24 protein-coding genes, 1 pseudogene and 1 riboswitch are annotated in these 21,909 nt (G+C 41.4%); of the genes and pseudogenes, 20 read left to right on the top strand and 5 right to left on the bottom strand.

All coding sequences use genetic code 11. The annotated features are described in order from the left end of the window. Positions 1-223 precede the first annotated feature (223 nt). The 18 genes and pseudogenes from AB5627_RS04120 (at position 224) to AB5627_RS04035 (ending at position 12,483) form a co-directional block, all read left to right on the top strand. The gene (locus AB5627_RS04120; protein ID WP_022287755.1) at positions 224-1,567 is read left to right on the top strand and encodes a hypothetical protein; all 1,344 of its coding nucleotides are present in this window, start codon (positions 224-226) and stop codon (positions 1,565-1,567) included. Between the two features lie 348 nt (positions 1,568-1,915). Next, positions 1,916-3,088: an N-acetylmuramoyl-L-alanine amidase family protein gene (locus AB5627_RS04115; RefSeq protein WP_022287756.1), complete on the top strand. Its 1,173-nt coding sequence runs from the start codon at positions 1,916-1,918 to the stop codon at positions 3,086-3,088. Between the two features lie 36 nt (positions 3,089-3,124). Further along, positions 3,125-4,231, top strand: coding sequence for a hypothetical protein (locus AB5627_RS04110; protein ID WP_022287757.1), 1,107 nt, complete (start codon positions 3,125-3,127; stop codon positions 4,229-4,231). 57 nt (positions 4,232-4,288) lie between these two features. Further along, entirely contained in the window at positions 4,289-4,513 is a 225-nt protein-coding gene (locus tag AB5627_RS04105) for a hypothetical protein (RefSeq protein ID WP_022287758.1), read from the top strand. Next, the gene (locus tag AB5627_RS04100; protein ID WP_265290377.1) at positions 4,479-4,721 is read left to right on the top strand and encodes a hypothetical protein; all 243 of its coding nucleotides are present in this window, start codon (positions 4,479-4,481) and stop codon (positions 4,719-4,721) included. Before AB5627_RS04105 ends, AB5627_RS04100 begins: the two co-directional genes overlap by 35 nt. Positions 4,722-4,902: 181 nt before the next feature. After that, positions 4,903-5,256: a hypothetical protein gene (locus AB5627_RS04095; protein ID WP_022287760.1), complete on the top strand. Its 354-nt coding sequence runs from the start codon at positions 4,903-4,905 to the stop codon at positions 5,254-5,256. 32 nt (positions 5,257-5,288) lie between these two features. Beyond that, positions 5,289-5,546 (top strand): hypothetical protein, encoded by a 258-nt coding sequence (locus AB5627_RS04090; protein WP_022287761.1) that lies wholly within the window; start codon positions 5,289-5,291, stop codon positions 5,544-5,546. 10 nt (positions 5,547-5,556) lie between these two features. Further along, on the top strand, positions 5,557-6,015 hold the full coding sequence (locus AB5627_RS04085; protein WP_265290379.1) for a DUF6557 family protein: 459 nt from the start codon (positions 5,557-5,559) through the stop codon (positions 6,013-6,015). 43 nt (positions 6,016-6,058) lie between these two features. Continuing rightward, positions 6,059-6,556, top strand: coding sequence for a hypothetical protein (locus AB5627_RS04080; protein WP_022287763.1), 498 nt, complete (start codon positions 6,059-6,061; stop codon positions 6,554-6,556). 481 nt (positions 6,557-7,037) lie between these two features. Further along, positions 7,038-8,222: an ATP/GTP-binding protein gene (locus tag AB5627_RS04075; protein ID WP_022287765.1), complete on the top strand. Its 1,185-nt coding sequence runs from the start codon at positions 7,038-7,040 to the stop codon at positions 8,220-8,222. Between the two features lie 387 nt (positions 8,223-8,609). Next, positions 8,610-8,879 (top strand): hypothetical protein, encoded by a 270-nt coding sequence (locus tag AB5627_RS04070; protein WP_022287766.1) that lies wholly within the window; start codon positions 8,610-8,612, stop codon positions 8,877-8,879. Between the two features lie 138 nt (positions 8,880-9,017). Then, on the top strand, positions 9,018-9,572 hold the full coding sequence (locus AB5627_RS04065) for a hypothetical protein (protein ID WP_022287767.1): 555 nt from the start codon (positions 9,018-9,020) through the stop codon (positions 9,570-9,572). Beyond that, positions 9,538-9,753, top strand: coding sequence for an AraC family transcriptional regulator (locus AB5627_RS04060; RefSeq protein WP_265290380.1), 216 nt, complete (start codon positions 9,538-9,540; stop codon positions 9,751-9,753). The genes AB5627_RS04065 and AB5627_RS04060 overlap by 35 nt, the downstream gene beginning before the upstream one ends. 90 nt (positions 9,754-9,843) lie before the next feature. Then, entirely contained in the window at positions 9,844-10,062 is a 219-nt protein-coding gene (locus AB5627_RS04055; RefSeq protein ID WP_022287768.1) for a cytidylate kinase family protein, read from the top strand. Continuing rightward, on the top strand, positions 10,004-10,462 hold the full coding sequence (locus tag AB5627_RS04050; RefSeq protein WP_117859444.1) for a cytidylate kinase family protein: 459 nt from the start codon (positions 10,004-10,006) through the stop codon (positions 10,460-10,462). Before AB5627_RS04055 ends, AB5627_RS04050 begins: the two co-directional genes overlap by 59 nt. Continuing rightward, positions 10,356-10,592: a hypothetical protein gene (locus AB5627_RS04045; protein ID WP_333635181.1), complete on the top strand. Its 237-nt coding sequence runs from the start codon at positions 10,356-10,358 to the stop codon at positions 10,590-10,592. Before AB5627_RS04050 ends, AB5627_RS04045 begins: the two co-directional genes overlap by 107 nt. A gap of 169 nt (positions 10,593-10,761) precedes the next feature. Next, positions 10,762-11,166, top strand: coding sequence for a hypothetical protein (locus tag AB5627_RS04040; protein ID WP_325213448.1), 405 nt, complete (start codon positions 10,762-10,764; stop codon positions 11,164-11,166). Positions 11,167-11,362: 196 nt separating this feature from the next. Further along, positions 11,363-12,483, top strand: a pseudogene (locus AB5627_RS04035) (iron-containing alcohol dehydrogenase family protein). Positions 12,484-12,557: 74 nt separating this feature from the next. Here AB5627_RS04035 and AB5627_RS04030 read toward each other — a convergent pair. The 3 genes from AB5627_RS04030 to AB5627_RS04020 form a co-directional block, all read right to left on the bottom strand. After that, entirely contained in the window at positions 12,558-13,811 is a 1,254-nt protein-coding gene (locus tag AB5627_RS04030) for a deoxyguanosinetriphosphate triphosphohydrolase family protein (RefSeq protein ID WP_368369682.1), read from the bottom strand. A gap of 100 nt (positions 13,812-13,911) precedes the next feature. Beyond that, complete coding sequence (locus AB5627_RS04025; RefSeq protein ID WP_368369681.1) at positions 13,912-14,871, bottom strand: WYL domain-containing protein; 960 nt, start codon at positions 14,869-14,871, stop codon at positions 13,912-13,914. Next, on the bottom strand, positions 14,868-16,112 hold the full coding sequence (locus AB5627_RS04020; protein ID WP_368369680.1) for a WYL domain-containing protein: 1,245 nt from the start codon (positions 16,110-16,112) through the stop codon (positions 14,868-14,870). Before AB5627_RS04020 ends, AB5627_RS04025 begins: the two co-directional genes overlap by 4 nt. A gap of 142 nt (positions 16,113-16,254) precedes the next feature. On the opposite strand from AB5627_RS04020, the gene AB5627_RS04015 reads away from it, so the two are divergent. Beyond that, positions 16,255-17,490, top strand: coding sequence for an RtcB family protein (locus tag AB5627_RS04015; protein ID WP_022287776.1), 1,236 nt, complete (start codon positions 16,255-16,257; stop codon positions 17,488-17,490). A 12-nt stretch (positions 17,491-17,502) separates the two neighbouring features. Beyond that, positions 17,503-17,955, top strand: coding sequence for a DIP1984 family protein (locus tag AB5627_RS04010; protein ID WP_022287777.1), 453 nt, complete (start codon positions 17,503-17,505; stop codon positions 17,953-17,955). Positions 17,956-18,351: 396 nt separating this feature from the next. Here the strand turns inward: AB5627_RS04010 and AB5627_RS04005 are convergent, their stop codons facing one another. Both AB5627_RS04005 and AB5627_RS04000 read right to left on the bottom strand, forming a co-directional pair. Further along, positions 18,352-19,551, bottom strand: a complete 1,200-nt coding sequence (locus tag AB5627_RS04005) for a sodium:proton antiporter (RefSeq protein ID WP_022287778.1) — start codon at positions 19,549-19,551, stop codon at positions 18,352-18,354. Between the two features lie 42 nt (positions 19,552-19,593). Next, a riboswitch (Fluoride riboswitch) is annotated at positions 19,594-19,665 on the bottom strand. A gap of 46 nt (positions 19,666-19,711) precedes the next feature. Next, positions 19,712-21,892, bottom strand: coding sequence for an ABC transporter ATP-binding protein (locus AB5627_RS04000; protein ID WP_022287779.1), 2,181 nt, complete (start codon positions 21,890-21,892; stop codon positions 19,712-19,714). Positions 21,893-21,909: the final 17 nt, after the last annotated feature.

Below are 21,909 nucleotides of genomic sequence, written 5' to 3'. Positions count from 1 at the left end.
TCATTGACAAAAGCGGTGTGTATATCTGGATGATAGTTATGGGACTGCAATTGCTATTTCGATAATGATCGTTTTTTCTTGTAAACTAAAGAGCAGCTGATAATTTTCAGTCGCTCTTTTTTGTTTTATGATGGCGAAAAAATCTTATGATACTTCTTGCCAAATCTCTTCCAATATATTATAATGTATTTAGAAGATCATATTTGAAAGGAACATATGGAAAATGAAAAACATTGTTACAGCCCTGATGCAGTTTGTGATACTTGTGATCGCACTTGTCATTGTGACCTTTGCTATACCGAAGATTGCAGGAAATGATGACAGATATGATAAGTACATAGCTGAAAACTCAAAGCAGATCGTCACTGTGGGAAGTGCCTTTGGCGTTGTCAAAGACGGTGAAAAGGCTTCGTATACTGATATTGATAACAGCCTGAAAAATATCTTTAGTAAAGTGACTCCACTGCAAAAGCCTGTGAATAAAATTCTGAACAGGCAAATAAGCTTCAAGCAGGCAAAATATTTTGAATATTATTGGCTCACTGCACTTATCTCAGGCGTGCTTTGCTGGATATTTGCGGCAGGCTTTCCGTTTAGGATAGGGCGAAAGGGCTTCAATGTGTTTGGTTCTGTGTATAATAACTTTTCAAAAGTTGTCCTCCTTGAAGATGAGATGACTCGTGAGGAATATGAGGTCGATCTAGGTATGACTATATGGGGGCCTTTGTGGATAATCCTTATTGTTCTGCGTGCGACCTTTGCTATTACATGGGGCTTTATCCTGCCTTTTGTGATAGCCGCCAATCTTGCCATAGGCATTATAAGAATAGTTGGAAACGTTATTATCGTCAGCGTCCGTGGTGCTGCCGCCGATGCAAAAAGGCACAGCCTCTCGCAAAAGCTTGACAAAACGACCTTTTCTATTTATCCTGAGGGCGGATATTTCAGAGTAGAACAGGATCAGGACAATGGTCAGGGCGTATATGTGAAAAATTATTGGAACGCTGTTGCGGCAAAGGCATTGTTTGAAAGCGAAGCCGGAAATAAGTCTTTCAGCAAGGAGGATTCTGAGGAAAACATTCTTCGTGGAGATATAAAAGAGAAGAAGTTTTATGAAACATATCGTTTGCTCAGCCGTATAAAGGGTCTTTTCAATAATGATATCAAGAGTAAAAAAGCAATTATCACCGCTTCATTAAAGAATAAAGAGGGTGGCTATGAATACAGATTTATTGCCGACTCAGAATTATATCATGTTTATATGGTGGGTGATGAAAAGGCAGAAAACCTTAGCCATAAGGATCTGAAAATAGATTTTAATGCCGCCATGCTTCTTGACCTGCTTGACTTTGACCGAAAGGGTCAAAGATATGATCATAATGATTTTCTTAATTTGTATTATGCTGATAGTGATGAATTTACGGCTAAGCTTATGAATTATAATCATAAGCTGATAGCAAAGTTTGGCAGAAACAGATATGACGAGTATTTTGAACAGCACAAACAGCAGATAATCGAACACCGCCGATATAAAAAGCTTTCGGCTGTGGGAGAGGACGATGAATGAGAAAATTAAATATTCGATATAATAAGCCTCCCACGGAAATTGTTTCTGTGGGAGGCTTTGCTTTCCGTACACCAAATCACCTACCGCTTGTGCAACTTTTTTGCCGTTTGTGCAAATATTATTGACTTTTTGTTAAGAATCATAGATAATTATTATAAATATTCATGCTGTTAATTAGAGATGTTTGTTAAACAATGAAAATGAGAATAATAGAAAACAGTATGACGATGATAGAAAAACTCAGCGAAAGTGTTTCTGTAGACGATGAACTATGATACTAAAAAAGTTTAGAAAGCAATGGTGGACACTATGGCGGCTGTCATAATGTCAGATGATGAGAGGTGAAATATGGATAAAAAGGTAAAAGCTTTTTTTGCAGCTATGGGAATTGCCACGGCGTTGTTAGTGCCTGTTTCTGCATCTGCGGATAATTCTGACTCAAAAGTGCAGGTGAGCATCGACATCACTTGGGACTCTTTGGAGTTCACCTATACAGATCGGCAGTGGGATCCTGAGACCCATTCATATAAAGGCGGCGGTTGGTCTGACAGCGGCGGAAATTTTACTTTGACAAACACAGGGAATGTGGGTGTTATGGCGGATTTTTCATACAAACAAGCAGAGGGCATGGACGAGATAAAAGGCTATTTTTCAAGCAGTGAGCTAATAGTGCCTATCTCAGAAAGTAAGAATTGTAAGTTGAGCCTGTCAGGTAAACCAACAGAGCATTTTGAAAGCAAGACTACCGGCACTGTTACAGTGAATGTCTATCCTCACGGCTGGGCAAACGTGAACGGCACAAAGTATTATTTTCGACTTGGTTATAAGGAAACTGGCTGGGTAAAGGATGAGGACACTGGTGATTGGTACTATTTTGATAAAGACGGCAATATGGTGAAAGGTTGGTTTAAGGACGGCGGAGAAGAATGGTATTATGCCGATGAAGACGGCAAGGTGCTCACAGGCTGGCTCATAAGCCCTGACGGGTTTAATGAACAAACTTTTTATTTTGATGATGACGGAAAAATGCACACAGGCTGGCTCGTAAGCCCTGATGGGTTTAATGAACAAACTTTTTATTTTGATGATGACGGAAAAATGCACATAGGCTGGCTCATAAGCCCCTTGGGTGCAAAGGGAAAGATGTTCTATTTTGACCCTATGGGCGTAATGCAAACAGGTTGGTATGTAGACGGCAATAATCGGTTTTATTTGGGAGCTGACGGCACAATGCTTTCCGCATGGCTTGTAAGCCCATTGGGATACGAGGAGGGCAAGACCTACTATTATGATGAAACAGGTGCAATGCACATGGGCTGGCTTACCGACCCTCCTGGGTCAGAGGGACAGACGTTCTATTTCAGCGAGCGTGGCACAATGGTAACAGGCTGGGCGAATATAGGCGACTATTGGTACTATTTTCACAGCGACGGCGTAATGGCAACAGACACCACTATGGACGGGAAGCACCTTGGCTCGGACGGAAGGTGGGACGGATACGGCAAAACACCAAATATGTAAGTAATATAATCAATTATAAAAAAGGAGAACTCACTTATGAAAAAGACAATTTCTATCACAATGGCATTTGCACTTGTGGCAACACTCAGCACGGCGGCGTTTGCAGCGGTGGCTGATGACGCTGACATCAAAAAGGATATCGGCGTAAATGCAAAGTATGTTGAGGATATCAAGACTTCAAAAACTATCAGTGCCGACGTTGTGTGGGGCGAAATGGAGTTCACATACAGCGTGAACGGAACAAAGACTTGGAACGCTAAAACCCACGAATATGACATTGATACCAAGTGCGAATGGTCTGCAAAGGGCAATGATATAAGCGTTACAAACCATTCCAATGCGGCAATCGACGTTGATTTTACATACCAGCCTCTTGATGAATACAGCATTGTAAAAGGCACTTTCACAAATGACGAATTTACCATACCTACAGCCGAGAGCAAGGCTGTTGATGATGAAAGCCTTACAGTAAGCACGGCTCTTACCCTAAACGGCGAGCTTTCATCAGATGTTACCGCTCTTACAAAAGTAGGAAACGTAGCGGTAAATATTGCAGAAGCTTCGGAAAATGCAGATACAGATGTAAAAACAGTTTCATCATATAACGACCTTGTTAGCGCTGTGGCAGCAGGCGGAAAGATAAAGCTTGATGACGATATCACACTGAAAAGCCGCATAAACTGCAAAAAGAACACTGTTATCGAACTCGACCTTAACGGTCACACTATCACAGGACAGATAATGAACAATGGCGCAGATTGTACTATCAAAAACGGCACTCTTAACGGCGACGAAGGTCCGATAATGGTGCAGGGCGGCACAACAAATCTTATAGGCTGTAAGATATCCACAAAATATACTCCTGTTTATGTTTCGAGGGGTACTGCAAATATAACTGACTGCACTCTTACAAATGAAGATGCGAATAAAAGCGTAGTTATCAATAATACAGGTACAGTAAATATCAGCGGTACTACAAATATTTCAAGTACGATCTACAAAAATCCAAACAGCAAATATCTGCCTCACGTTCTTGCAGGCACATATAATTTTGACCCGACCGACTTTGTTGACAGCGAGAAGTTTACTATAACTCAGAGCGGTGAAAACTGGATAGTTGCGGAAAAATCGCAGAGAAGATAATAAGTTTTGACGATTCAGGGGTCTCATGATGAATAAGCAAAAAAAGATGACGGCAAATTGATAGTATCTGTGCTGGCGGTTTGCTTTGCGGTGACGCTGCTTGTTATGATATATGCACTTTGCAGACCGCAGACAAAGCCCAAAGCAGAGTTTGTTCCACCCCCTTTTGAAAGCGAAGCACAGCAGGGCGTGCCTGATGTTCCGGAGGAGCTTGGCTACAGTTCTCCTGACAGGGACGATATGAGCTATGATTTCGCAGTGTGCGGAAAAAGGCTGGGATAGTATGAAGCCTGAGGAAAAATACGAACATATTTTCAAATGCATTTTCGAGATATGCTTTGATTATTTTCTGTCAACAAAGACGCAGGAACTTCTCAAGGTAAATATCAATAATACATTTTCACAGCTTATTGACGAAGTTGTCGAAGAAAGAAATCAAGAAATCCACGAGAGATTCAAGGAAAAGGCTGAAAAATATATTTCAGAGTAATAGCTTTTTGACAAAACGAGCGTATACCGATTTGGTGTACGCTCGTTTTGATTATACCGTGGTCATTATTATGGTACTATAAGTGCCGTTTGTTGAATTATAAATAGTTTGGCATGTGACAAATAACGTACTAGACGTAACGGTGAAAGCGTGTTATACTATAAATATAGAGAAGATGAGTATGAAAGGAGTGGGCAACGTGGAAAGCGGTCGTGTTCAGGATAGCTTTTTTGGAATGTCTTTTAATCACCAGATGTCCTGGATAGATGAAACTGTTTCACACATAGTCACACATAATTTACGACCAAAGATAAGGGAAGAAGGTAGAGAATCCTATGGTCGAAAGGGCTACACACATGCTTTGAAAAGAATATTTGAAGTAATAAAGAGCGACCCAAAGAATATAACGAACCTAGATGAGATTGTAAAGGCGGAAAGAAAATTGAAGGACTATCTATATGGCGGGAAGTTTTCAGATGATGAAATGCTAAGCTGTTGGGGTAAATACACACAAAACTATATGAATGAGTTGTAGGATATGTGATTATAAGAGGAGAGGTTATTTTTATGTCAAAGAAGAAGTTGAATATTCCACTATCGGAGTTTATAAACTTAAATGAGAAAAAACCAGAGGATATGACAGGCTGTGTCGTGCTATATAAGAATGGCGGGTTAGACGTAGCAACTTGGCATTCGCATGCCTACAACCCAGATGATGAGCCAGGGTATTTCAAACAGGGGTGTTTCTATATGGGTAAAGAAAATATAGTGGCGTGGCTTTCGATAAATGATTATGTTATTGACATGAATGATTCAGAATCATAATGGGGGAGATATGATGTACTTTTATCAAGTGCTCCAAAGCTGCGATGAATTTAAGGTTGTCAGCGAATTTTTAGCGATTATCAAATGTCAAGACAAGTGTTCAGTTAATAAAAATATAAGAGATGCTTTAAAGACTTTATCTCAGAAGACTCCAAAGAAGTCTGATAATGAAGTTTTATTCATTGAACAATTGAAAGACCGACAGGACGAAGGTGAAAATCTTTACAACGTTTATTTGCTCGATAGATCAGATAACAAAACCTACAGTATCGAGGCAGTTCCTTGGGATGAGGTCTTAGGTTATACGGTCGATGAAGCAAGCATTGCGAAGTATGGTGATGTTAAATTCACAGCGTTGGTTTTATATGAGATGACGTATTTTGGCTTTTCTGAAAAACAGATACAGAATACTATTAAAGCTTTTAATGATGAGGAGACACTCTATCCAAAAGCTGGCAAATGTTATTAGAACCATATGATTATGAATAGTGATATGAAAGGTGGATATGAAATTGGCAAACGTAAAAAATCAAGAATATACAAAAGAAATGTTTAAAGACATAGCGTTCTTTACTCTTGCCGAGCCTGGTGCTATGGGGGTCGGCAATCTTATGGAATTTATCACAGCCGAAGGTGAGGAGTTCTCGCTTTTCTTTTCTGAAGAAATGCCATATTCAAAGGTCAAGGAGTATTTTCCTGCGTTAGATGATTGCTATTGGAATGGTCCTGAATCAGATGAATCCTGCAGAACTGAGTTCGTGTTCTACCTCAGTAAGGACGAAAGGAACTTCAAGCACACAAAGCCTCCGAAAAATTATACGCACCTGTATGAAGGTTTTGGAAATCACATATGTATACGTAAAGATTATTATCCTGTGGTCGAGCCGATCATAAGAGATCTTATAGAAAAGAATGAGCTTGTAAATTGGTACACGAGGACTGGAGAAATAATAGACGCAATAAAAACCCTTACGGCAGAAAAGAAAGAAGGAAAAATGCAATGCGATTAGGAGGTTTTTTGGATTGTTTTGACCCCAGCAGTGTAGTAGAGATAGCGTGTAAAGGCGAACCTGTTAGGAAATGCACAGTGTCGGCCGCATTATCGGACGACAGATACCCGGCGGTGGACTATGTGGTCTTGTCCGGCAGTGTTACATTTAAGGATGATGTCGTACATATACCAGTGATTTGGAAATTGACCTAGGGGACGTTCAGAAAGTGTATAAATACTTATTTTGCTGAACACGAAGAAAATGGGGCAGTATAATGACCCAAAGCAGGTGGATATTTTGTCAGAATCGTCGAATATTTTAGCACCCAAAAAAATTTATACGTCAGACCTGCATTTTTTTCTCTAATAGGATCGTTTGTATATATAATGGGCATACTATAAGGGATAAAACAGCAGGATATAAAAACAAAGAATGCGTTTTTATGCTTGATTTTTTCAAGCGATTGTATTATAATAGCATTGAAAGGAGCTGATAATCGGTGATTAAGGTTTTAAAAATATCTGCCGAAGGTCTTCCACTATACAATGGAAAATGTGAAATCAACTTTATAAACACACAAAGAACAACCTCGAATGATACCGAAGGAATGTTTAAGCTGTCTTCCTCAAACGCTAACAGGCTGTATACAAATAATATAGAAAGTTTTTTTGGAATCAATGCTTCCGGAAAGACCACAATTTTAAGGCTTATTTCTTTTGTTTTTTCTGTTTTAAACAACGAGCAAATAAATAATATAAAATACTGCGGAATACTTGGGGAAGGCAACGAGCAGAATGAGATTGTTTTTAACATTGTATTTGTAAATTGCAATACTGTAAATCTGCTACACACTGTTATTAAATATGCAGATGAACGCTATACAATAATAGAGGAATATATTAAATCCAGGAAGTTGCTCACATCTGACAACAAAACAAACATTTTTGACTTTTCTTCGGCAACAACGATTATGAAAAGAAAAGATGATGAACAATACCTAGTAGACGATATGAGCATTATCGTAGGATACAAAAAAGCAGAAAAAACAACGATCGTATTTACTGATATGATTGAAATCACGAATATAAACAGACTCAAACTCTTAAAGGAATATCCTCTAAGTGTTCTATCTTATTTTGATCCCAAGATAGAATATATAAATACCAAGGAAAACAACGGAAAAACGGTTATATATCTTAAGTTTCGAGGCGAAAAAGAGAGAATATTATATGATCTTGCGGAACTCAATACCTATTTATCTTCAGGAACAATAAAAGGAATAAATGTCTTTGGAAGAGCCATATCTCTTTTTGAAACTGGTGGATATCTTATAATCGATGACCTAGAGAACCACTTCAATCATGAGATCGTATCAACGCTGATAAGATTCTTCACGAACAAAAAAGTAAATCCACATGGAGCAACCCTTATTTTCTCCACACATTACTCCGAACTTCTTGAACACATAAAAAGAAATGACTGCATTTATATTGTGGAAAACAAAGATAAAATCACAATAACTCCATTAAATGAACGAATACAGAGAAATGATGAAAATAAAGTGCAATCGTTTAAAAGTGGGCTCATAGGCAATACTGCTCCTTCATATGAAGCATATATCCAGCTCAAAAAAAGTATCATAAATAAGGTGGAGGCAATCATCCCAAGTCCTGTCAGACCATAGTTTATTCATCGTTCACCTCGATAAGCTTGTGCTGCTTGCCGTTTCAGCTTGAAAGCTGATCCATAGACCTGTCGATCATAGCAAGATATTACTCATTGTGTGCTGCCTTCATAATCTGATTGTATTGCTCAAGGCTCATTATAACAACAATTTGCCATCTTTTTACTTTTACCATTCCACAAATTTCTCCTGTTGTACAGTTTGTAATAAAAATGTGATTATTTTATACTTCTGTTTTGAAAATTGATTCCCGTGAGATAAATACCACAACAGTTGACAAAATTGCAAAAATATGATGTAATTTTCAGGTAATAATTTAAGGGCAATGACGCTCCGTGTAATTTTTCACAGGGCGTTTTTTATTTTTTTTGTGGGGGGGTGTTTTCTGTGAAAGTCAATAAAAAGAAGGGTAGAAGTGCGCTCAAAAGCCGCAATATCACCATTTGTGCAGTTGTGGTGTTTCTTCTTATTACGGCTCTTACTTTAATGAGCAGCGGATATATGACCCGGTGTATCGACAGAGAAAATACCGCACAATCAAACAGGGGAGAGCTTTCTGACCTTGGACAGGAGCTTGCGGACGCTTCCGATTATCTTACCGATGAAGTTAGAAAATTCTCCGTAACAGGGGATATCGAACACCTTTATAATTATTGATATGAGGTCTATGAGGAAAAGACTCGTGATCGTGTTATAAACAGCCTTTCCGCCATTGACCCTCCTGAGAACGAAACTGCGCTTCTTGCGGAAGCCAAAAAGTATTCTGATACTCTCATAAAGACCGAAACAGTGTCAATGAATCTTATGTTCACTGCAAAAGGGATAACAGCAAAACAGTTTGGTGACAGCAAGGACGGCAGATTGGCTGAGTATGTTTCCATTGTGGAGAATACGACCCTGCCTGAGGAATACAGTGATCTTAGCCCTGATGAAATGAAGGAACGTTCCCGTGAGATACTTTATGACAGCTTTTATAACGACTCCAAAACTATGATAATGTCGCCTATAGAACGCTTTCGTCAGGCTCTTAATAAACGTCTTGACGCAGAGGTGGAAAGCGCTGCCGCAGGACGTGAAACTGCACTGGTGATACAGCTTGTGTGTTCAGCGAGCGTACTTGTTATTGTGGGCATAGTGCTGATAGTTTTTGAAAGCCTTTATGTCAGACCTATAAACGACTACTCCGAGAGCCTTTCAAAGCGTAATGAAAATTCTGCCGAATTTGACCTTTCAAACGTCCGTGTGTCCCCAAAGGGAGCATATGAGCTTTTTCGTTTTGGCGAGCTTTTCAACCGACTTTCGCAGATACTTCAAAATGAGCTTAAAAAGCGTGAAACAGCCGAGGTGTAAATGTGGCAGGCTAAAGAAGAAGCAGACAGGGCGAACAGCGCGAAAAGTGATTCTGCGGCAAAGCGGCATGAAAGCCTATGAGATAAGCGAGGAGCTTGGCTATTTCAGTGCAGACTATTTCACAAAGGTGTTCAAAGAGATAACTGGCGTTTCCCCTGCACAATATAAGCAATCATTGTGACTTGTCTGAAAAATATAGGGTTTTCTCTGATTTTTAGTGTTTTTATCTTTTGACCCCTGTGCTATACTATAAGCACAGGAGGTGATAGAAATGGACAATTTCGTTATTACCATAGCAAGAGGCTTCGGAAGCGGAGGAAAGCAGATCGGACTTGCTCTTTCAAAACAGCTTGGGATACCTTGCTATGAAAACCAGATACTCAGCATGGCTTCAAACTACAGCGGAATAAACAAGGATCTGTTTTTTTCAGGTGGACGAAAAGCTGAGGGGCTACCACCTTATCAAAAGGCTTATGAAGTCTGCGAATAAGGACGATATCGTTGAGCCGACGGACAAGAGCTTCATTTCTGACGTTAATCTTTACAATATTCAGGCGAAGATAATCAAGGAGCTTGCCAAGCAGCAATCCTGCATTATCATTGGAAAATGTGCAAATCACCTGCTGCGTGACTATGACAACACCGTAAGCGTGTATATAGAAGCTCCAAGAGCTTTCTGCGTAAAAAATGTTATTGAACGCCTTGGTGTCACCGAGGAAGAAGCCCACAGAATGATCTATCAGACTTCTTACTTCTCTCGGCCTTGCAATAACCTTCGGACTTATGAGGGTCATAAACATGGCTCACGGAGAGTTTGTGATGATAGGCGCATATACAACATATGTCGTTCAGCAGATATTCGTAAAATACTGTCCCGAAAGCATTCGTGACGTTTATTATTTTGTTGCGATACCTGCCGCATTCGGTGTGACGTTCATCCTTGGAAGCTTGCTTGAAAAGTTTATCATCTCCCGATTATACGGGCGAGAGATAGACGGCTTGCTTGCAACAGGGACATAAGCCTTATTTTACAGCAGGCGGCAAGAAGCATTTTCGGCACACAGGGTGTAAACGTAACAGCACCGTCATTCTTAAACGGTGGAATAAAGATAGGCGGCTGTACATTCTCATACAACAACTTTTCATCATTCTTCTTGTGGCACTTTGTCTGCTTCTGGTGTGGTTTATAATGTATAAGTCAAACTTCGGTAAGCAGATGAGAGCTGTTATGCAAAACAGAACAATGGCGAAATATATGGGCATAAACTCACGCAAGGTGGATAACATTACCTTTGCTATCGGCTTAGGTCTTACCGGTATCGCAGGCTGCTTGGTGGCGCTTCTTGGTTCTATCGACTCGACTGTGGGTCAGAGCTACATAGTAAACAGCTTTATGGCAGTCGTTCTCGGTGGTGTCGGCAAGCTTCTCGGCACTGCTATCGGCTCTGTGATAATAGGCTCTGCAAGCATTTTTACAGAGAATTATACTTCATCAACTATCGCAAAAGCTATTGTTCTGCTTATCGTTATTATCTTTTTGCAGAAGCGTCCGCAGGGACTTTTCGTTATCAAGAGCAGAAATCTTGACGAGTAAGGGAGGTGTTTCGGTCAATGAAACTAAGCAGATTTTTCAGAAAGAGGGGAGCATTTTTCAGTGGGAGTGCCGCTTTTTGATATATTTTTAATAATTATTAACAAAATATCACAAAATTACTCTATAAATAGTTGTATTATTAAATCATATAATTATGACGGTAGAAAATGCCGTTAAAAATAACGGAGGAAAGAATATGTCTTACAACGAATTTTTACCAAGCTACTCTATTGGCGACGATTGCTACAAAGAAATACCTTATGTTACCCGACGTTATGGAAAAACCGCTGTTGTTATCGGTGGAAAGACCGCTATGGAAAAGGCTAAGCCTGAACTGCTTGCGGCTCTCAAAGGCTCTGACCTTGAGATAACCGACTTCATATGGTATGGCGGCGACTCAAATTATGAGAACATTGAAATGCTTAAAGCTATGCCGAAAGTGCAAAATGCAGATATGGTCTTTGGTGTTGGCGGTGGACGTGCTGTTGATACTGTAAAGACCCTTTGTGACAGAATGGACAAGCCGTTTTTCACTTTCCCGACCCTTGCCTCAAACTGCGCTTCCTGCACGGCAATATCTGTTATCTACAACGCTGACGGCACTTTCAAGGAATATGCTTACCTCAAAGCACCTGCGCTCCATACTTTCATCAACACAAAAATAATCGCAGAATCACCTGAAAAGCTTTTCTGGGCTGGTATAGGTGACGCTCTCAGCAAAGAGTACGAGGTGGTCTTTGCCTGCCGTGATAAGGATATGACCCATACGCCTTTGCTTGGTAGAGTTCTTGCAGAGGCATGCACAAAACCGCTTGTATCCTACGGAAAAAAGCACTTGAGGATTGCAGAAATAACGTTTCTTCAAAGAATATCGAGCAGATAGCTCTTGATATTATCATTACAACAGGTCTTGTTTCAAATTTTACTGTTCATCAGAACAACCCCGATCCAAAGGACGATTACTATTATAATTCATCTCTTGCCCATTGCGTTTACTATGGCGCTTCGCTGTTTCCAAAGTGCGAGCATGACCACCTCCACGGAGAAATAGTTTCATTCGGCGTGCTTTGCCTGCTTACATATGACGAGCAGTTTGAAGAACGTCAGCACATTTTTGAGTTCAACCACAGTATAGGTCTGCCATGCACATTAGGAGAGATAGCTCTGACAGAAGAAGATGTCCCAGCCATTGCACATAAGGCGGCAAGCGTTGTTGAGTGGACTTATGTTCCTGGCGAGCCTACAGAAGAAAAGTTTATCAAGGCGATACTTGATACCGATAAGGCAGGAAAGGAATTTCTAGCAAAGAGAATATAAGCGCCTTTCCTTTAATAACATCAATAAAAATGATGCTCTGGTCATTAGATCAAGGCACCATTTTTTATGCAATGTTAATAAGAGATAAGTTCATTAAAAAGCTTTACAGCAAATCTGTCTGTCATTCCTGCAATGAAATCTATTATTGCCTGTGCATAGATCAAATTTGTTTCTAGGCTTCCATATATTTTTATGTTTTCACAAGTCAAAGCTTCGGATCTTAATTCTCCAGCGGGTACAATATCAGTAACACAATATTTTGCAAGCCATTTTTCAAAAGAAGATATAAGCAAAGGGTAATATCTTTTTGCCGTATCAAGTGATTCAAAAGAATGCTTTCCGTCATATAGTTTGTACAACGTTTCAAAGATCTGTGATAAAACCAGCTCTGAATACTTTTTGAACGCATCAAACCGCTCGTTGTTATATATCTTATCGTAGTTGAATTTCTTTATGGTATTCAACTGCGCAAGAAATTTATCGCTAAGGCATATTCCTTTTTCGGGAGAGCTGTTCTGACATACGTCAATAATAAGATTATGCATTATTACTGTTGTGTTGATAGCGTTTATATCGTTTGCCTGTGCCATTTTTTTCAGAGTATGCTTCGCTTCGTCGTCAATAAAGCCTAACTGAATTGCGTCCTCGATATCCCGTCCGACATAAGCTATTTTGTCAGATAATTTTACAACGCACCCCTCCCATGTTATAGGTGCATACTGACCTGCTTCCTTAAAATCTTCTTCTAATGATATAAATTCTGTTCTTGGCTTTGTTCCGTTTTCATCGACCTCACCGCAATGCGAGATTATTCCGTCACGGACCGCATATGTCAGATCAAGATTTTTGTAATCGTTGTAATTGTCAGCCAGCAGTTCAACTTTATCTACAAAATATAATCCGTTTTTTTCATGCCAGAATTTCATATCTTTAGAAATATAATTCTGGCAAAGCTTTGTTAGAATAGTTTCACCATGATGCCCAAATGGAGCGTGACCCAGATCATGCCCCATTGCTATCGCCTTTGTAAGCTCCGTATTTAAACCGAGATTACTTGCAATAGTGCTGCTGACAGATTCAACATGAGCAACGTGTTCCATTCTTGTGCAGATGTGGTCGTTATCTATATTATAAAACACTTGGGTTTTATGCTTCAACCGTCTATACGCTGTGGAATGAAGTATCCTTGTGTAATCTCGTGCAAAAGGACTTCTTACATCATCTGCTCTGTTGTATAACGCTGAGGGACGAGCAATTAATTTTTCCCAATTTGCATTTTCAGGGGTTGCTGCAACCTCTGAAAACGGTCTGTCCGCTTTATTTGTCATAAGACACCTCCTATAATTTTTTAGTGCTTTTCTGATATATGTAAAAAATTATTCGTTAGCTATTTTCAGTATAGCACACTCTGTTGTGCTAAGTCAAACGCTATTCACGCTTTGTTTTTTTCATCAAAGCCAATTGCCTGTCCACCCTCTCCTTGATTTTCCTGCGAAAATCATATGGCGAAAGCACCTCCACCACAGGTCCGAATGACAATAAACGTATTATTATCTCATTTTCATTCTGCTCGTCATATTTAATAGATACCATACATTCACCGCTGTCCTCATCAAAGACCGACTCTTTTTCAAGCTCTGCAAATTCAAGCATAAAACGATTTACCGCATTTCGCTCGTTAAGTATCTTTATTTTTGCCTGCTTTTTCTTGTTTGTGACAGCTAAAAAGCTATCAGGCGTTATATCTGTCAGCTTAGTTAGCGTGACCTGCGACAGATTTATAATTCCGCTGTCCACCATTCTGCGCTTTTGGTATCGGTTCACATAAACCCTGAACTTGTTGTTTTTGGCAGAGTATTCGATTTTTGTGGGCAGAAAATAGTGTGTGATGCGGTTGTCTTTTCTTGTCTGAAAGCTTATTTTTATAAGCTTTTTGTCATGGATAGCCGAGAGTATATCACGAAAATGCTGTATGTATTGTGGGTCATGAAAATCATCGCCGTCAGAATATTGGTCAAAGCAGGTCAAAAAGTTTCTCTGATATAGCTTTTTCGCACCAAGCAGTTCCGCTAACTGCGACTTTTGATCAGTGTCAAGAAACAGACCACTTCTCGGGTCGCTTAGCACCGCACAAAGCCATGCTTTTTCAAGTGCCGTCAGCGGGATATGAGGCTCTTTTTTCAGGATAGATCTGTATATGCTGTCCTCTTTTTTCAGCAGACCATATCCGCCCTCGCCTGTTAGCTTAGGTTCGAGGAAAAGAACGCTTTCAGAAAAGCCGTTTTGTCTGATGATATCTGTTATCTCAGCCTTTGTGACAGTGTGTCTTTTCAGAATTTTCTCCGTTATGCTGTAATAGGTGCTGTATATTTCCGAAAACAATTTCATTTGTCAGCACCTCCGTATATCTCATAAAGCCTTGCGATATCAGAATCAAATTTATCCTGCAATTCCTCATTTGTTGTTTCAAATGCCACTATCCTGCCGATGAACGTTTTTATCCATGGGAAAGCTTCGTTAGCGTCAAAAAGGTCAACGTCAAAGGAGTAAAGCCCATTTGATATCTTTGCGACAGTACCGCTTCTTTTTTCACGTTCCAAACGCTTCACAACATACATTTCTTTCGTTTCGTCTACCGCTATTTCCATGTGGATATGCTCTTTTTGTCCGTATTTGCGAGCTTTTCCGAAGCTCGTTCCCCATAAAAATCTGCGGTTGTCCTCATAATATCTGTAATATGTATCATAGTCAGCTACCACATCAAGGGGAGTCACTTTCACAATGGAATCCACCCTTACAGACATCAAACGTTTCTGCTTTGTGAAATACATAATAAGATAATTTCTTCCTGTCTGCACCGAGCAATGTATCTTCATCGGAACGGCTGTTATCTCGTGCTTTTTGTCGTTCTTTCGGCTTACGCAGGATAGCAGAACAGCCTTTTTCTGCTCCATTGCCCCCATGATATCAATGAGTATCTCATCATCAAGAGTATGCACCATGTAAGCGTGCTTACGCACAAAAATATTATTTTTCGCACCCAGCTTATCCATGATAAAGCTGCCCACCACGCCAAAAGGATTTTCCTCAGAGAAGAATTTTATCATATCCCCCAAGCCCTTATACCTGCTTACAATATCATCTGTGTAACAACCGGTTTTGGTGTATAGGATATTTCTTCCGCTTTTGACCTCCGACACCAAGCCCTCTTTTACATATTCCTTTAGCTTGATACGGATTATCTGCACGTCTATTATCATGCCGTAGTTTGCAGAAACATAGTCTGCTATCTCCGATACCGACATGGCGTTATCTTCAAGAGCGTCCATTAAAATAAAGTGCAGACGGATATCATTGTCCGTAAAGGTTTTTGAACGATAGCACTGATACAGTGGGTTTTGAAAAATGTTGCCCGAATCCACCTGCACAGATACTTTCTTTTTGTGACCCTCCAAAGAGGTGTGAACGTGGTCTGAAAGCCAGCTTTCTATCCTGCGCTTTTCGTTGTCATAGGTGCGCTTGCTTTTTGCGTCAAAGCTTTCTCTTGTGTGAAATCCAAAGATATAGAAATCACGCACATATTCTCTTATCTTCTCAAAATTTTTTATAAGTTCAGAATATACTGCCATTCAGAACACCTCCTTTGATAACATTATACCAAATCTATACTCCCATTGCAATACATAACAAAACCTCGCACCTTTTTTTATATGATTATTTTGTATCTATCTGCTATAATACATACAACAGCAAAAGTAGGAGGTGCACAAAATGTTTGAATATTATGATAAAGATAAAATGCTAGTACCGATCAAGATATGGACAGAGTCTATAGACGATATCGAGGAAAGCTGTCTTGAGCAGGCGATAAACCTTGCAAATCTTCCATTCGCCCATGACCATATCGCATTGATGCCTGATACTCATACAGGAAAGGGAATGCCTATAGGCGGTGTGATAGCCTGCAAAAATACGGTAATTCCAAATGCAGTTGGCGTTGACATCGGCTGTGGAATGGCTTTCGTGCAGACAGATATCCCTGTGAGCATTCTTCGTGACACTGTAACAGGGAGCGGCGAGCTTATAAAGGTGATAGTAGGAAATATACTCCGTACTATCCCGGTGGGTTTTAGTCACTACGGCAAGCCACAGACTTCTGCCGTGCTTGATAAGGCGCAAAGCGAGATAGAAAGATACAATGCTGACAGCGAATTGCTGAAATTTATCGAGCAGGGATATTATTCCGTTGGCTCATTGGGTGGTGGAAACCATTTTATCGAGATACAGGAAGACGAAAGTGGCATGGCTTGTATAATGCTCCATTCGGGAAGCCGAATGTTCGGCAACATGATAGGGCAGTATTTCAACAAGATAGCCCATGAGATGAATGACAAGTATTTTTCAACTGTTCCCTCAGAGTATAATTTGCCGTTTCTCCCTGTGGATACAGACGAGGGTCAGAGATATCTCAACTGGATGAAGCTTGCAATGGACTTTGCTTTTGAAAACAGAGAGGTAATGCTTGAAAAGGTAAAGCATATTTTCACAGAGCAGGTTGAGAAGTATACGGGTATCACACCGAACTATAGTGACGAGATAAACTGTCACCATAACTATGCCGCACTGGAAAATCACTACGGTGAGAACGTGTGGGTACACCGCAAAGGCGCTATCCATGCGGCTGAGGGGGAAGTCGCTATAATCCCAGGATCTATGGGCTCAAACAGCTATATAGTCAGGGGCATGGGCAAGGCTGAAAGCTTTTTGACTTCTTCTCATGGTGCAGGCAGAAACTATTCACGCACAGGCGCAAAGGAGAAATTCTCCGTTGAGTCTGTTATGGTAGACCTGAGGCAAAGAAACGTGGTGCTTGGAAAGACCAGTAAGAAGGACGTGGCTGAGGAGTGCCGCTTTGCTTACAAGGATATAGATGTTGTTATGAAAAATCAAAGTGACCTGACCACGCCTATAAAGAAGCTTTTCACAGTGGGCGTTGTCAAAGGATAGGAGGTAATTTATATGAAACTTGCAACTGCATTGGCTGAACGTTCTGATATCCAGAACAGAATAAACACGATCTCAGTCAGACTTGACAATAACGCAAAGGTGCAGGAGGGCGATGTTCCTGCGGAAGACCCAAAGGCTCTTATGGAGGAGCTTGACAGGCTGATAGTCCGTCTTGAAGATCTGGTGGCACGGATAAATCTTACCAACAGCGGAACAGTATACGAGGGCAAGACTATCACAGAGCTTCTTGCACACAGGGATTGCCTGAAAAAGAAGGTAAGGGTATTGCGGGATTTTCTGAATACCGCAAGCGACCGTGTCACAAGAATGACAAGAACAGAGATAAAAATAGTCAGCACTGTTCCTGTGTCAGAGATACAAAAAACGGTTGACGGTCTTGCAAAAGAACTGAGAACTGTGGACGAGAAAATTCAGGAGCTGAACTGGACAACAGAACTGGTGTGATGAAATGGGTGGGATATCTACAGGGTGGATGTATCTCTATCAGCAGAGAATGTGCTGATTATGGGCAGAAACTTCGGGCAGGTTTCAGAGGTTCAAGTCCTCATTTGACAACGCATTGCCAGCAACGTAACATGCGTATCGTAACAAATTTTTATTACCACCTTGCATCAACTGTAGATAGGGTAGGGATATGAAAAACGGCATGGCCTTGATTTGGTCGTGCCGCTTTTTTTATGCAATGTGATCAGAATTTTTCGCGAAATGTGCAAATGCTCAAATTATTCCCTCATAAAATGTGTGAAATCAAAAATTATTCACTCATAAAATGTGCGAAATCAAAAATTATTCACTCATAAAATGTGCAGAGAGTGCCGCAATCGCCTATTTTACGCCACTTTACTCCTCGTGTGCAAGAAGCCTTTTATAGCTGCGGTCAATGCCTATTGCACCAAGGGGTGCTGTGATAAGGATCGCAAGCACAGCCACAGATAGCACTATCTTTCCGCAGGGCAGACCAAGGGACATCGGCACTGAGCCGATAGCCGCCTGAACTGTCGCCTTTGGCATATATGCCGTTACACAGAAAAGCTTTTCTTTAAGGGTGAGCTTCGTGCCGAGAAGACATATCCATACGCCCACGGCTCTGAAAATAAGCGCTCCGAAAATAAGAAGCACAGCCGCCACACCTGCCGTAAGGGTGTAGCGTATGTCCACTGCCGCACCAACAAGGACAAAAAGCACAGCCTCAGCGGCTATCCAAAGCTTGCCGAACTTCTCTGAAAGCCTTGCAGACACTTTTTTGTCGGCTTTTATTTTTATCACGCAAGCCATTGCCACAACCGCAAGAAGTCCCGATACAGCCACATAAGGCTTCAAAAATGTTTCCACTGACATGAGCAGGAACGCCAAGCCCAAGATAGCGATGACCTTTGTGCTGTTTCTTATTTTGTTACCTTTGCGGTAGGATATCTCAAAAATATAGAAAAGCACAAACCCTGACAGCGAGCCGAGAAGCACTCCGAGGATTATTGACACAGGGATATTGAGAAAATCCGTCGCCTTTGCAGAGCCGCCCTGCGCCATTGTTACGAATGTGGAGAACAGCACGATAACGAAAATATCATCGCATGAAGCTCCCGCAAGTATCATTTGCGGTATGCTTTTTTCAGTGCCGTATTTTTCTTCCATAAGCTTCACCATTCTCGGCACTACCACCGCAGGGGATACCGCACCAAGCACCGCACCCATAACAGCGGCTTCCGTGTGGTTTATCCCAAGAAGTAGCGGAGCAAGGATAAAATATCCCAGTATCTCAAAGCTTGCAGGCAGAAATGACATCATGACCGCAGGTCTGCCCACCTTTTTCAGGTCGGACAAATTGAGTGACAGCCCTGCTTTGATAAGGATAATGATAAGGGCTATCTGCCGAAGCTCTGAGGATATGCCAAGTATCTTAGGATCCAGCAGATCGAGAACGTAAGTGCCTGTGAGAATGCCCGTTGCAAGCATACCGATTATCCTTGGCAGACCGATAGCCTGAAAAGTGGCGGCGGCTGACAGCCCCACAAGAAAGATCACAGCCAGTGAAAATAACATAATTATACCTCCCAAAAATCAAAAAAGCTGACAACTCCTGCGTAAAAAACAGAAGTCATCAGCTTAATAAGCGGTTTAGGTTTCCCAGGGGAGAACATCATTCCCCGATATGAGATTTTACTATTGTATTCTACCACATCACTGTGGTATTGTCAAGACCCTAGCAGGTCTGTGGTTGGGCTTTTTTCATTTTTGTGGTCTGGCGCTGAGCCATAACAAGCTTGTAGTATACGCCTTTTTTCTGCATAAGTTCAGCGTGAGTGCCGAACTCTGCAAGTCTGCCCTTGTCAAGGACGATAAGCCTGTCAGCGTTGCTGAGGGTGGAAAGTCTGTGAGCAATGGCAATTGTCGTCCTGCCCTTTGTGAGCTTGCCCAAAGCGTCTTGTATCTGCTTTTCCGTCTGAGTGTCAAGAGAAGCCGTCGCCTCGTCAAGTATTATTATCTTAGGGTCATGGAGTATCGCTCTTGCAATGGCAATTCTCTGACGTTCGCCGCCCGAAAGCTGATAGCCCTTGTTGCCCACTCGGGTGTTGTAGCCGTCAGGGAGCTTTGTGATAAAGTCATGTGCATTCGCAATTTTCGCTGCCCTTATTACTTCCTCAAAGGTAGCGTCAGGCTTTGCATATGCTATATTTTCAAGTACGTTTCCGTCAAAAAGGAAAGTTTCCTGCAACACCACGCCCACCTGTGAACGCAGGCTGTGCTGTGCAATATCCTTTATGTTAACACCATCAATGCGTATCTCTCCCTGCGTGCAGTCATAAAGTCTGAGAATAAGATTTATCATTGTGGATTTTCCCACACCTGAGTGTCCCACAATGCCTATCATTTCGCCCTTGTTTATCTTGCAGGTTATGTCTTTCAGCACAGGATTGTATACCTTGTAGCCAAAATAAACGCCGTCAAATTCGATATCGCCTTGAATGTCAAGGTCAATAGGGTCATCACAATCACGAACGTCAGTGTCCTCGTCAAGTATCTCAAAGACCTTGCCTGCGGAAACTGAGGTGTCCGCAAGATTTCTCGGTATCTGTATGAGCCAGCGTATAGGCTCGTAAAGCATTGCAACATAGGTGGTGAACTGTATAAGCTGACCTAGTGTCATGGTGTGGTCAAGAATCATGTTTCCACCGAAATATAGTACGAAGAAGTTACCAATGGTGAGGATAAATTCTGAGGCAGGAATGGTGAGATACCACATCATTTCCGCACGAACACAGCTTTTCGCCCAGCGTTCGGAACATTCTGTGTAGCGCTGTATCTCCCTTACCTCGTTGCCGTAGGACTTTACAACTCTTATGCCGTTTAAAATATCATGCAAAGTTTCTCCGTGAGAAACGCCGTTTTTCCATACCTTTGTGTAGCGTATCGCCATGGCGTCAAAAAGCTTTTGCACTATTATGAAAACTATCGGCACAGGCAAAACTGTCATAAGCGCGAGCCGCCAGTCCATAATAAAAAGCAGTATGCCTATTATCACAAGGGAAAGTATTTTTACTATGGCGTCCTTGCCGTTTGCAGTGATGAAGTCCTCAAGCTTTGCGGCATCGCTTGAAACACGGTTGATAAGCTCGCCTGCTGTTCGCTTTGATATGGAGTTCATGGAAAGCTGCTGTGATTTTTCAAATATCTCCTGCCTAAGGTCACGTCCCAGATTGAGTGCGACCTTGAAGCTGTTTTTCATGTTGAAAAACTCAAACACTCCTGCCAAAAGCAGCAGGGTGACGATAGTGATGATAACTCCTGCAAGGCCTGCCCAATGGGTGCTTTTCGGGGTAACATACTTGTCGATTATAACTCTGTCAAGATATGGTGCAAGCACCCAAATAAGCTCGGAAAGTATCGTGCATATAACTGCGATCGCAAAATATTTCTTGTATGGCGCAATGCGTTTTATGAGCTTGACCATTGTCTTGCCCTTGCCTGTGCAGTAGATACATTCCTTTGCACCCTCCAGCGGCAGACCGCATTTGGGGCATACAGGCTCTTCCGTGTCAGTTATCTCCATAAGCTCACCTGTGCGCAAACAGTGGTCAAGAAGCTTCATAAGCTCGGCGTATCTGAGAAACTGATCCTGCGAAAAACCGCAGAAGCAGATAGTTTCACCGCTTTTCAGCGTTCCCTGAGCCATTGAAGTGCCTATCTGCTGTTTGCACTCAAACTCGGAGAAATCGTTTATGCTGTATTCAAGTGTTATCTCACTGCCGTTGTAAATGTATATCTTTTCTTTTGTCACGCAGAAATGTCCGTCCATTTTGTCGCCCTTACAGGTGAAGTTTGCAGGCAGAGAGTAAACAATGTCTGCCGGGGCATTCTGCGGCAGGGAAGTTTTTAGATCCATTTTTCACACTCCTTTCA

The organism is Ruminococcus sp. RTP21198st1_G1_RTP21198_201120 (assembly GCF_040924265.1).
Classification (GTDB): Bacteria; Bacillota; Clostridia; order Oscillospirales; family Ruminococcaceae; genus Hominimerdicola; species Hominimerdicola aceti.
This window is presented reverse-complemented; position numbering and strand designations above follow the sequence as displayed.

Coding starts and splice junctions, on each gene's coding strand:
- AB5627_RS04060 (WP_265290380.1), top strand. CDS start 9,538: ATGAGCTTAAAAAGCGTGAAACAGCCGAGGTGTAAATGTGGCAGGCTA.
- AB5627_RS04030 (WP_368369682.1), bottom strand. CDS start 13,811: ATGACAAATAAAGCGGACAGACCGTTTTCAGAGGTTGCAGCAACCCCT.
- AB5627_RS04005 (WP_022287778.1), bottom strand. CDS start 19,551: ATGTTATTTTCACTGGCTGTGATCTTTCTTGTGGGGCTGTCAGCCGCC.
- AB5627_RS04045 (WP_333635181.1), top strand. CDS start 10,356: ATGAGGGTCATAAACATGGCTCACGGAGAGTTTGTGATGATAGGCGCA.
- AB5627_RS04085 (WP_265290379.1), top strand. CDS start 5,557: ATGATGTACTTTTATCAAGTGCTCCAAAGCTGCGATGAATTTAAGGTT.
- AB5627_RS04090 (WP_022287761.1), top strand. CDS start 5,289: ATGTCAAAGAAGAAGTTGAATATTCCACTATCGGAGTTTATAAACTTA.
- AB5627_RS04040 (WP_325213448.1), top strand. CDS start 10,762: ATGTATAAGTCAAACTTCGGTAAGCAGATGAGAGCTGTTATGCAAAAC.
- AB5627_RS04100 (WP_265290377.1), top strand. CDS start 4,479: ATGATTTCGCAGTGTGCGGAAAAAGGCTGGGATAGTATGAAGCCTGAG.
- AB5627_RS04110 (WP_022287757.1), top strand. CDS start 3,125: ATGAAAAAGACAATTTCTATCACAATGGCATTTGCACTTGTGGCAACA.
- AB5627_RS04015 (WP_022287776.1), top strand. CDS start 16,255: ATGTTTGAATATTATGATAAAGATAAAATGCTAGTACCGATCAAGATA.
- AB5627_RS04010 (WP_022287777.1), top strand. CDS start 17,503: ATGAAACTTGCAACTGCATTGGCTGAACGTTCTGATATCCAGAACAGA.
- AB5627_RS04115 (WP_022287756.1), top strand. CDS start 1,916: ATGGATAAAAAGGTAAAAGCTTTTTTTGCAGCTATGGGAATTGCCACG.
- AB5627_RS04095 (WP_022287760.1), top strand. CDS start 4,903: ATGAAAGGAGTGGGCAACGTGGAAAGCGGTCGTGTTCAGGATAGCTTT.
- AB5627_RS04000 (WP_022287779.1), bottom strand. CDS start 21,892: ATGGATCTAAAAACTTCCCTGCCGCAGAATGCCCCGGCAGACATTGTT.
- AB5627_RS04120 (WP_022287755.1), top strand. CDS start 224: ATGAAAAACATTGTTACAGCCCTGATGCAGTTTGTGATACTTGTGATC.
- AB5627_RS04055 (WP_022287768.1), top strand. CDS start 9,844: ATGGACAATTTCGTTATTACCATAGCAAGAGGCTTCGGAAGCGGAGGA.
- AB5627_RS04025 (WP_368369681.1), bottom strand. CDS start 14,871: ATGAAATTGTTTTCGGAAATATACAGCACCTATTACAGCATAACGGAG.
- AB5627_RS04020 (WP_368369680.1), bottom strand. CDS start 16,112: ATGGCAGTATATTCTGAACTTATAAAAAATTTTGAGAAGATAAGAGAA.
- AB5627_RS04065 (WP_022287767.1), top strand. CDS start 9,018: ATGAATCTTATGTTCACTGCAAAAGGGATAACAGCAAAACAGTTTGGT.